The organism is Melaminivora alkalimesophila (assembly GCF_000282995.1).
GTDB lineage: Bacteria > Pseudomonadota > Gammaproteobacteria > Burkholderiales > Burkholderiaceae_C > Melaminivora > Melaminivora alkalimesophila.
Genome location: NZ_ALEE01000407.1, coordinates 1 through 2,482, shown reverse-complemented (window position 1 = coordinate 2,482; position 2,482 = coordinate 1). Strand labels below are relative to the sequence as shown.

At 69.3% G+C, this 2,482-nt stretch carries 2 protein-coding genes, 1 pseudogene and 1 riboswitch; of the genes and pseudogenes, 1 reads left to right on the top strand and 2 read right to left on the bottom strand.

Annotation, left to right across the window (positions count from 1 at the left end; all coding sequences use genetic code 11):
* Window positions 1-577 (top strand): lambda exonuclease family protein (locus A612_RS07875; RefSeq protein WP_019373960.1); only part of this gene is annotated, 577 nt, incomplete at its 5' end.
* Between the two features lie 13 nt (window positions 578-590).
* Here the strand turns inward: A612_RS07875 and A612_RS07870 are convergent.
* Window positions 591-1,169 (bottom strand): TMEM165/GDT1 family protein, encoded by a 579-nt coding sequence (locus tag A612_RS07870; RefSeq protein WP_019373959.1) that lies wholly within the window; start codon window positions 1,167-1,169, stop codon window positions 591-593.
* 5 nt (window positions 1,170-1,174) lie between these two features.
* A riboswitch (yybP-ykoY riboswitch) is annotated at window positions 1,175-1,348 on the bottom strand.
* A 98-nt stretch (window positions 1,349-1,446) separates the two neighbouring features.
* Window positions 1,447-2,319: pseudogene (locus tag A612_RS07865) on the bottom strand (cryptochrome/photolyase family protein); the annotation flags it as partial.
* Window positions 2,320-2,482: the final 163 nt, after the last annotated feature.

Below are 2,482 nucleotides of genomic sequence, written 5' to 3'. Positions count from 1 at the left end.
GCTCGGCAAGGCAACCGCCAGCCGCTTTGCCGACGTGCTGGCCGGCGGCCGGGGCCTGACGCGGCGCGCCTACGCCACGCAGCTGGCGCTGGAGATCCTCACCGGACGCGCGCTGGAAGGCTACACCTCGCTGGCGATGGAGCTGGGCACCGAGCGCGAGCCCATCGCCCGCGCGGAGTACGAGGCACTCACGGGCAATTTCGTCACCGAAGTCGGCTTTTGCCTGCACGAGCACCTGCCCTGCGGCGCCTCGCCCGACGGGCTGGTGGACGAGGACGGAGGCGTCGAGATCAAGTGCCCGCGCGAGCGCACCCACGCAGAGTACCTGGCGCTGCCGGCCGAGCCGGCGATCTACACCCCCCAGATCCAGGGCTGCCTGTGGATCACCGGGCGGCAATGGTGGGATTTCGTGAGCTTCAACCCCGCTTTCCCGCCCAACGCACGCACCGTGGTGCGGCGCGTGCGGCGGGACGAGGCATTCATTGACCGGCTGCAGCAGGCGATCGTCTCCTTCAGCCAGGAAGTGCAGGAACTGGTGGAGCTGATCCGGGACTACCGCAACCCGGAGCTGGCCTGAGGCGCGGCGGCCCTCACAACCCGAAGCCCGAGCCCGCGCCCAGCAGCGTCGCCACCCCCAGGAGTGCGAAGATCGCGGCCGCGATGGAGTGCACCAGCTTCATCGGAATACGGTGGGCCAGCTTGTCGCCGACGAAGACCGCCGGCACGTCCGCCAGCAGCATGCCGAGCGTGGTGCCGACGACCACCAGCAGCGGGCTGGCGTAGTGCGCCGCCATGGCCACGGTGGCAATCTGCGTCTTGTCGCCAATCTCGGCCAGGAAGAAGGTCACGAGGGTCGCGCCGAACACGCCGAAGCGCTTCGCGACCTGCGTCTCTTCCTCCTCGATCTTGTCGGGGATCAGCGTCCAGACGGCCATCCCCAGGAAGGACGCGCCCAGGATCCAGCGCAGGATCTCAGGCGGCACGGCGGTCGTGATCCAGGCGCCCAAGGCGCCGGCCAGGCCGTGGTTGACCAGGGTGGCACACAGAATGCCAGCGATGATGGGCCAGGGCTTCTTGAAGCGCGCCGCCAGGATGAAGGCCAGCAACTGGGTCTTGTCGCCGATCTCGGCCAGGGCGACGACGCCCGTCGAGACGAAGAGAGCTTCCACGAAATATCCTCAAGGCCGGTTCGAAGACGAATGACCACACCGCTTCCCCGGCCAGTCCGGAGGCGGTGTGGTCAAAGGTCTTGCCAGGCCAAGGGACTGCCTACGCCATGGCCTGCGGGCCAAGTGTGTTGACGTAGGCCTCTTCGAACGAAGAGCGGCTACTCCCCAATGACGGGCGCCATTATGGCCTGTCGTGCGCGGGCCCTGCCCCAATCCCGCACCGCAGGGCACGGCGGCGCCCGAAGGACCGCCGGCACCCTGCGTCCCCGCCGGGCGATCAGCCGTCCGCAGACTGCCCCAGCAAGGAGAACCGCCTGAGCGTGCGTGCGCGCGCCCGGGCGTGCTCCACCACCGGCCAGGGGTAATCGACGCCCAGCCGCAGCCCGCAGGCCGCCAGCGCCGCCGGCCCCATCGCCGCCGGGAAATGGATGTGCCGGTCCGGGACGGCGGCCAGCTCCGGCACGTAGCGGCGCAGGAAGCGGCCCTGCGGATCGAAGCGCTGCGATTGCGTGACCGGGTTGAAGATGCGGAACCAGGGCTGGTCATCGCAGCCGGTGGAGGCCGCCCACTGCCAGCCGCCGTTGTTGGCCGCCAGGTCGTAATCGTTCAGGTGCTGCGCGAAGAAACGCTCTCCCTGGCGCCAGTCGATCCCCAGGTCCTTGGTCAGGAAGCTCGCCACCACCATGCGCAGCCGGTTGTGCATGTAGCCGGTCCGGAGCAGCTGGCGCATGGCGGCGTCGACCAGCGGGTAGCCGGTGCGCGCCTCGCACCAGGCCTGCCACAGCCCGGGCGCATCGTCCCACTGCACCGCCTCGTATTCGCGCCGGAAAGGGCGGGAGACCACCTGCGGGTGGTGCCAGAGGATCATGAAGTAGAAGTCCCGCCACGCCAGCTCGGACAGCCAGGCCTGGGCTCCCTCGCAGCCGCGTGCGGCCTGCCGCGCCGCCAGCGCCGCCAGCTGGCGCACCGACACGGTGCCGAAACGCAGGTGCACCGACAGGTAGGACACGCCCCTGCGGCCGGGCTGGTCGCGCGCCACGTGGTAGTCGGCCATGCGCGGCAGGAAATCCTGCAGCAGCCACTGGGCCCCCCGCATCCCGGTGGGCAGGGGCAGCTCGCGCAGGTTGGTGCGCGCAAAACCCAGGTCTGAATCGCCCCGGCTCCAGTAGACACTTTCGAGCCTCAAACCTGAGGCCCACCAGGAGGTGCCATGCCAAAGCAGCCCTATCCCGAAGAGTTCAAGATCGAAGCGGTCAAGCACATCACCGAACGAGGCCACCGGGTGGCCGACGTATCCGCCTGGATCGGCGGCA